The organism is Thioalkalivibrio sp. ALE19, assembly GCF_000428605.1.
Taxonomy (GTDB): domain Bacteria; phylum Pseudomonadota; class Gammaproteobacteria; order Ectothiorhodospirales; family Ectothiorhodospiraceae; genus Thioalkalivibrio.
Genome location: NZ_AUAG01000034.1, coordinates 22898 through 30662, shown reverse-complemented (window position 1 = coordinate 30662; position 7765 = coordinate 22898). Strand labels below are relative to the sequence as shown.

Genomic DNA, 7765 nt, shown 5'->3' with positions numbered 1-7765 from the left:
GCGGCAAGGACCGGCGAGCCGCTCTCGCCGTGATCGTGGACTGCTGTACCCGGGAGGTCCTGGGCTGGCGGCTGTCCAGCCGAGGGAGCAGCCCGACGGCCGAGGCGGCCCTTGAAGAAGCGCTGATCCAGCGCCTGGGTGTGCTCCAGCGGGTGGCACAACCGCTGGCACTCCGGTCCGACAATGGACTGGTGTTCAGCTCACGGCGGTTCACCGCGACGGTGAAGGCCTATGGTCTGAACCAGGAGTTCACCACACCGTACACGCCGGAGCAGAACGGTCTGATCGAGCGGTTCTTCCGCTCACTGAAAAAGGAATGCATCTGGCAGCACCGCTTCGAGTCGCTGGGCCACGCACGGGCGGTGATCGGCGACTGGATCCGGTACTACAACGAACAACGGCCGCATCAGGCACTGGGCTATGCGGCGCCACGGGCCCACCCCGCGTTAAGCGCGTAGGGTGAGCAAAAACCCGGGGGTCATTACAAAATGCTAAACAGACGCACCGGAACCTTCGCCACGGGCTCACTAGACGCAAAACCTCAAACCAGGATTATCAATCCATTGGCACACCGACAACCGACTCAACCTCCTTAACGACGCAGGTTTCACCCATGCTTAACATGTAGTAATCGCTCGCTTCATCAGTGTAGTATACCCACTCTGAATTTAGGGTTCCCTCCCTCTCGACCTCCCAATTATTTGCCAAACTCGTACAAGAGTTGCCTGCGACAAGAACTCGCGTACGAAGGACATCGCAATCACCGGCTGTCGTTGGCGCAATGGCGCCAGTCTCGATATCCGAGCTTCCGTCATCCCAAGTGTTTTCGACCGCAATAACCAGCATATCGTCATCAGTATCTACCCCCCTTGTCATACGATAGCCATGGTTTTTGGTGCTTACCAATACATTGGCTAGTGACTCCGCTGCACTACGACACTGATTGAACTCAATTGTGTGAAGGCCATCCAGTACAAGATTATCCGCTTTAGATGGACCCCAGACAGCCGGCACGGCAATCAGACAGGCAATGAGTGATTTTTTTATATTATTCTTCATTTTTTAGCCCTCCCCTTTACATTTGAAAGCAAAATCTAAACAGCAAGATTAACAATCTACTCGATCATACCTTTCATGATACGCAACTGACCATAAACAATCTAAAATAAGGACTCCGAGCCCCCCTCACACAGACCGCAACTGCTAGTCGATGCGGCCATCATGCATGGCTACGGGCAGAATGCCTAACCTGTAGTTCCGTTGCAATGCACGCGGCACACGAACCATTCCTTGACCACTTGAACTCAGCGACTTATGACCGCGATAAGTCAAGCGTGATTATGGTTATTCAACCGGATGACAAACATACCCCTAAGCAGTCCGTGGTGCAACTTATCACCAGACTGTGCAATCGGCGAGCTATCGGGAACATAGATATTGAGCCTTTTGCAAAAGAGCCCAAGCCGTTTGGCGGTTAGTCTTTATCCGTTAGCGGTAGGAGCGAGATCTGCCAATCCTCCGGCGCGTCGTCTGGCAGCGCCTGATCGAGATAGGCGATCAGGTCTTCCTGGCGAGGCTGCCCGAACACCATCCGATAGAGGGCAAGCTGGCGTTTCATCTGCTGAAGTCTCCCGACATCGCGGCTTAGCGGGAGCAGCAACACGCGCCGGAGGATTCGGGCATCTCCCGCCTCGTAGATCCACCAGGGCGCCAGGTCGGACTGTTGGCCGAAGTCGGTGGTTTCGGCGCACGCGAACAGCCGCTCCCACGGATCCCCCTCGCCCTGCCAGCCGGACAGCCCGTCCAGTCCAATATCCTGAGCGACGTTTCGGCGAACCGCGTGCCCCTTGTAGCGGTGCACGCGTCCCTCGCGTTGCTCCATGTCGACCGGGTTCGACGGCAGGTTCCAGTGCACCACGGAATGGCACCAGGTGTGGAAGTCCAGACCTTCCTGGCCGGCCGACGTACTGGACAGCACAAACGGCCGGAAGGGTGAATTGAACGCCGCGCGCACAGCATCGGCGCGCGCGATGGGGCCACTGCTGTCATCGCGCATATCCCCGAAGCGCAGCGCGAAACGACAACGGATGGAGAAGTCATCCACCGCGACCTGTCGCCCCCTCACCTGGACCTCATCCACCTTGAGCTGCGCCGAACGCATCGACAGCGATTCCGCGATCGCCCGCGCCACGCCGTCGATGCGCTCGGCGGGGGCCGCGTCCACCAGGCCAAGCTGTTCCGGCAACACATGCACATGCTCGTCCAGCACCGCCTGCAGGTTGCCTTCGACCGCATAGTCCAGCGCCTGGCGCCAGTACGGCAGATTGTCCCGATTCTGGATCAGAACCACGCTCTCGGGGAGGTTGAACAGGGTACGGAAGGCATTCGCGACCTGCGCGGCGCCTGAAAGCAACGCCGGGTCGTTCCAGTCCACATCCGGTGCTACCCGCCGTAGAGCACGCATCCCGCAGGCCCCCGGTCCGCCCAATGCGAACCGGGCCACCACGTCGGCCAGATCCGGCGGTCGCCGCCCCAGGTCGACGCCGCCCTGCATCGCCTCGATCATGTGATCGACGTGGGCATGGAACTGGTCGCCGCTTTCTCGTTCGGGAATGGCCTCGGACCAGCCGCTCGCCGACCGCATCCACTCCACCAGGTGATCGTCGTGTTCCAGCATGGCGATAGTGGCCCAGTACCAACGCTCATCCACTCTTCCATGAGCTTCGCCCTCGGGAAGCTCAGCGAGCAGTTCGCGACATCGCCTGGCAGCGGCTGCAAGAAGCGTGTCCAGACTCGGCAGATCGCCATTCGAGAGATCCATGGACAAGCGAAGCGGATCCAGCCCGCGCGCCAGACGAGGGGCCGGCATGATCCGCGCCAGTGCCGGCATCCCGGTCAGTCGACCGTCCGCATCCGTATGGAACCGCAGGAGGGGCCGAACGCGCTCATAGGTATTGCTGTAGGTGACGTCTTCGCCGTCCTGACCAAACGCCCGGGCCTGGGCCTCGTACGAGCAAAGGGTTGCGATCGCATCCGGCACCGCGTTCCAGGCCGAAAACACGAGTTGTTTGGTGACCTGCCCGGCGCGTGCCCAGGGCCCCGCGAGCTGCGTGTACGGCAATGAAGGCGGAAGCCACAAGAGCTCCCAGAGACCGGAATCCACGGTTTCGTTGACGAACGCGCGCATCCGCGCGTGAGGGATTTCCAGCGACTGATAGTTCTCCACACGCTGGCGGTCGATCGTGCTTAGCCCATTCCCATCCCTGATTGCGCGCTTCAGCTCAGCCGGCGGCGCCTCGCCGATCGCGTCCAGCTCCCGGCGCAACTGGTAGTCGCGCATATAACTGAGCATGTACGGAATCGACTTCCAGTACTCGATCACATCGGGCAGACCGGCCGCACGCGCCGTCGCGTCGATGTTCCGCGCGTACTCGAGATCCGAAGGCGACAAAGTGACCACCCGCTCATCCCCGTCCAGCATGGCATCCCGCCGCCGCGTCAGGCCCACCCTCTCGGTCCGGCACATCACCTTCATCAAATGGGATTCCAGGCGTTCGCGCGCCTCATGGAGCCCCTCGTGATGTCCCTCCGCGAGTTGTCGGCAGCCGCGTCGATACGCCTCGAGATGGTCTCCCAGGCGATCGCTTTCATCCGGGTCGCCGTACAGGAACCCCACCGTGTTCCGAAACTCCTCGTGGTGATCCTCGTCCGACTCGCCGTGCATGCTCAGCATCCGGTACGGAGTCGCCGACAACAGGAGCAGTCGCACCCCGTCCAGCGAGAAAAGGTCGTTGGCCAGTGCCGCCTCTTCCGTCTCCCCGTTCAACAGGTCGGAAAAGCGCTGAAACTCGTCCAGGATCACCAACGAGGGACGCAGGGCCGCGAGGCAGACCCGGGCAAGCTGGCGGCGTAGCTCACCCACCACGGCATTGCGCTCGGTGTTCGCCTCCGGGCCGCGCTCGGCTTCAGGGGCTTCGTAGACCTCGCAGATACGCTCAAGCCGTTCGCGCAGATGAACCTGCTGGCGCAGGTGCACGACGAACGCCTCCGCCAGGTCCGGATCGATCGCCTCCGGGCGTTTCTCCAGCCACTGGGGCCAGGTTTCGCCGACGCTGCACTGGAGAGCCTTGCTCAGCCCCACCGAACTCAGCCCCTCCAGCCCGTCGAGCAGATGGAACAGCAACACCCGCTCCTGCACCTTGCCCGTGCTGGAGCGCAGATTGAACGTCGTCCCGGGTGTCAGGCTGATGAAATTGACCGGGTTGCGGTTGAGATGATGCACCGTCTGCGGCAGCAGCGTCAGTCGACTGGCAAGGGCAAACCCGCCCTCTTCCATCACGTTCATCCGACGCACGTTCTGCTCGGCAATCGCCGCATTCGAGCACACGTAGATGATGTCGATGCGCTCCCCTCGTCCGCTTAACGCCTCCAGGGTGCGTGCGATGACGCCGCGAGCGACCAGGGTCTTGCCGAGCCCCACCTCGTCGGCCACCAGGAAACGCCCGCTGCCCGCCGGGTCGAACAGCCGCTGGAAGGCGTAATCCACGGTGCGTCGCTGAAACGGCTTGAGCCCGTCCAGCACCGGCCCGGCATCGAAGCTTTCGATCTTATCCATCGCGGCGCTCCATCGCTTCCTGGTACGTACGCCAAAGCGCCTCGAACTCCGGCGGCACCAACTCGGAGCCACCGACACGTCTTTGCAAGCGCTCGATCATCTCCGCAATATCCTGCAGGCGTTCCGGTTCGCGGCTGTAACAGCGGGTCATCTCCTCCAGCAGCGGCAGCTCATCCAGCGCGGCCTTGTGCCAGTGTCCATGGCCGCTTCCCGCGATCGGCATGAAGGCCGCCGCGGAGGCATCATCGCCGGCCAACAGCAGCATCAGATAGCGCAGGAACCCGTCGCGGTTCTCCACCACGGCACGCAGAATCGCCGCCTCGCGGTCCTCCGCGGGCAAACCCTCGATCGGCAGGTTCAGTGCAAAACGCAGCGGCTCCGCGGCCGGATCCGTCAGCTCGAAGGCAATCACACCGGTCAGGTACGCGGGTCCACCATGGGCCAGCTCCGTCCGATGTTCTTCCGGACCCGCCTCAAGCGTCACCGCCTCATTCGGCCGCCGGCTCACCGGCCACGCGCGGCAGGCCACCGATTCCGGCACCTCGACGCCCCCGGCCAGCCACAAACGCCACATACCCTCGGCACTGCCGGGCTCGCACACGACCTTCAACCCGCCACGGGCCAGCGCCGTCCGGGCCTGCTCCAGCCGCTCGCGCGCCCGGACCTTTTCCACGTCCTCGTCGGGCACATCCTCCCCGGGCGCCCAGTGCTGGAGCACACTCCCGAGCCCCTTTTCGCCCAGCAGGTCGTCGATACCGCCCAGCTTGCGTCGCGGCCCGGTCAAAGTCGCCATCACCTCGAGGTTGTGCTGCGCCAGCAATGCGGCATCCGTCACGTTCGCCGAGCCCAGGGTGATCGACGTGCGCGTCCCCTGCTCACGGATCCACGCCTTGGCGTGCAGGCCGTGAGTGTCGTGGTCGATCTCACCCTCGTTGTCTTCTGTCTCCGCCGCTTCATGCAGCACATAACAAGCATCGAACGCACCGCAGACTTCCGGCGATACCTGCTCCAGCTCCTCCGGCCGCGAAATCAACGCCACCGGTTTGGAACTGGCGTCGGCAAGCCGACGCAGCGCCGCATCCTTCAGAAACGGCGAGATCACCGCCAGGCGGTCGCCCGGCTCGGGTTCCCAGCGCGTCCCCGGCAGTCCCGGAACCGCAAACTCCAGAGTCTCGGCGCCATCGGGCAACGCGAAGTCGCAAGTCATCAGATCGCGGACCAGATCCCGGGCCTGCGCGTGCCGATCCGCATCCAATTCTCGCGTCGCCAGCCCCGGCAGACTCTCCACCAACCGCGCCAGGGGCCGGTTCGACTCAATGCTTTCCTCGCCCAGCACGCCATCAAGCTGCAGCGAGAGGTCCCAGGAGCGATCATCGGTGACATTGCGCGACAGGATCGCCACCCGCAGCAGCGGCGGTTCCTGTACCCCCGGGTCCGGCTGGAAGCGCAGCACCCAGACCTTGGGATGAAACACCCCGTCGCCGGGCGGCTCCACCTCCACCATGCACGGCTCCAGCAGCCCGAAAAGATGGTTGCCATCCTTCGGCGCGCGCATCTGGCCGCGCTGGAGATAGAGCGTCACCCGATCCATCGTGCGCCGGACCGATTCGTACACCGCGATTCCGTCATCGCTCCGCCCGGCTCCGAGCAGCGACAGATGGACCGGGATGGTCAGCAGCGTGGGAATGTCGAGCGAGAAAGTGGTGCCCAGCGCCTGGTCCAGCGAGTAACCGGGCGGTGGCGTAAGCAGGCTGGTGTACAGGTTGCGCCCGTTGGGGTCCAGCATTACCCCTCCTCGCCGTGCAACGCCGTGTACAAATCCCGGTGGAAACGCGTCACCGTCGGCCACCGATAGTTGTAGCGATGGGCACCCGACTGCCCGCTCCACTGCGTCAGCGCCTGCGGGTTGGTAAAGCGCGAGCGCGCCTTCTTCAGCAGTGTTTCGCGCCGCCGTACCAGACCACGCGCCGCCTCATCGGCCCGCAACCGCGCCCCGTCGCTGCCGCAAGCCACGACGCGTTCACGCCAGTCCCGCAAAAATCGCCTCGCGCCCTCGGGCACCCGCAGCGCCCCCGCCTCGGTCAGCGCGAAGAGTTCGTCGAGGTTCCATTCCGCTAATGGCAATGCCTGGGCCGACTCGGTCCAGTCGTTCAGCCACTGCTGGTAATACTCCACCCACTCCTCACGTTCGCGACGTTCCGACAATGCCAGGTTGTAGAGCAGGAACGCCCCCTGGGCGAGCACCGCAAGCTTTTCCGCCTGATCCAGCAGTGCCTGCTGATGCTCACTGAAACTCGCCCGATCGGGATGCTCCCAAGGGTAAGTCACGTCCGCCGGGGAGCAACCTTCGAACAGGTGAGCCAGCAGACTGGTCGGATGGCTCTCGCGCACCCGGTCCAGCAGAAACTCCGCTTCCCCAACCTCGAGCGCCAGGGACACCCCGCCCGGGAAGCCGTCGGGTGCCTTCGGCAAGCCCGGGTGCCAGGTACGGTACTCCGAATCCCCCGAACCGCCGCCACCCTGACCCTCCAGGTGACCATACTCTCGGCGCTGCTCCACCAGGCCAGCCACACTTCGGTGGTAACGCTCCTGCGACAGCGGCACCTCCCGGATGCCCCACGAAGACAGCCCCGCCCAATACACCGAACTGGGTAATCGCTGCAGCGTACGGCCGGATCCGATGCCGAACACTCCCGCCCGGTCGTCCGAATCGCGCAGCACATCCACAATGCGAAACTCCAGATCGGCCGCCCGCGCCGGCACCTTCTCCGCCGCAAGCGCCCCCTGCGCCAACTCCGCCTCTACCTGCTGATACACCCACGCCACCAGCAGCATGTAGCGCAATCGCGTCTGGATCGTACTCGTGCCCGGAAACAGCAGATCCGCCAGGTTGTCGCGAATCGCACCGAGACCCAGCTCGTCGCGCGTATCGCGCTCCCCGAACATCGCCAGGACGCGCATACTGCGCTCGCGCGCATCCGCATCGTGGTCAAGCCAAGCGAGTTTCGACTGGAGCATTCGTTTAACCTTCCTCTGCGCCTGCTAGCCCGCATGCCGGCCAGAACCAAAGCGCTAGACCGCCACTTCCAGGCCAAAACCGCCGCTTCAAACTCCATTGAGCCAGCAAGCCCCGCAACCTGTTTCTCTTCA

5 protein-coding genes are annotated in these 7765 nt (G+C 63.3%); 1 reads left to right on the top strand and 4 read right to left on the bottom strand.

Features of this window, described 5'->3' with window-relative positions; all coding sequences use genetic code 11:
* A partial coding sequence (locus F787_RS15750) for an integrase core domain-containing protein (RefSeq protein ID WP_042805956.1) occupies positions 1 to 458 on the top strand: 458 nt, incomplete at its 5' end.
* A 97-nt stretch (positions 459 to 555) separates the two neighbouring features.
* On the opposite strand, the gene F787_RS16840 is transcribed toward F787_RS15750, so the two are convergent.
* The 4 genes from F787_RS16840 to F787_RS0112645 all read right to left on the bottom strand — a co-directional run bounded on the left by F787_RS16840 (position 556) and on the right by F787_RS0112645 (position 7633).
* Positions 556 to 1059 (bottom strand): hypothetical protein, encoded by a 504-nt coding sequence (locus F787_RS16840; RefSeq protein WP_155989615.1) that lies wholly within the window; start codon positions 1057 to 1059, stop codon positions 556 to 558.
* 415 nt (positions 1060 to 1474) lie between these two features.
* A complete protein-coding gene (locus tag F787_RS0112655) occupies positions 1475 to 4615 on the bottom strand; it encodes a helicase-related protein (RefSeq protein WP_028492413.1) in 3141 nt (1046 codons plus the stop codon).
* Positions 4608 to 6401, bottom strand: a complete 1794-nt coding sequence (locus tag F787_RS0112650) for a phospholipase D family protein (protein WP_028492412.1) — start codon at positions 6399 to 6401, stop codon at positions 4608 to 4610. The genes F787_RS0112655 and F787_RS0112650 overlap by 8 nt, the downstream gene beginning before the upstream one ends.
* Complete coding sequence (locus F787_RS0112645; protein ID WP_028492411.1) at positions 6401 to 7633, bottom strand: DUF6361 family protein; 1233 nt, start codon at positions 7631 to 7633, stop codon at positions 6401 to 6403. Before F787_RS0112645 ends, F787_RS0112650 begins: the two co-directional genes overlap by 1 nt.
* Between the last annotated feature and the right edge of the window lie 132 nt (positions 7634 to 7765).

Excerpts from the sequence above, each read along its gene's own strand:
- F787_RS0112645 (WP_028492411.1), bottom strand. The coding sequence starts at position 7,633 with ATGCTCCAGTCGAAACTCGCTTGGCTTGACCACGATGCGGATGCGCGC.
- F787_RS0112655 (WP_028492413.1), bottom strand. The coding sequence starts at position 4,615 with ATGGATAAGATCGAAAGCTTCGATGCCGGGCCGGTGCTGGACGGGCTC.
- F787_RS16840 (WP_155989615.1), bottom strand. The coding sequence starts at position 1,059 with ATGAAGAATAATATAAAAAAATCACTCATTGCCTGTCTGATTGCCGTG.
- F787_RS0112650 (WP_028492412.1), bottom strand. The coding sequence starts at position 6,401 with ATGCTGGACCCCAACGGGCGCAACCTGTACACCAGCCTGCTTACGCCA.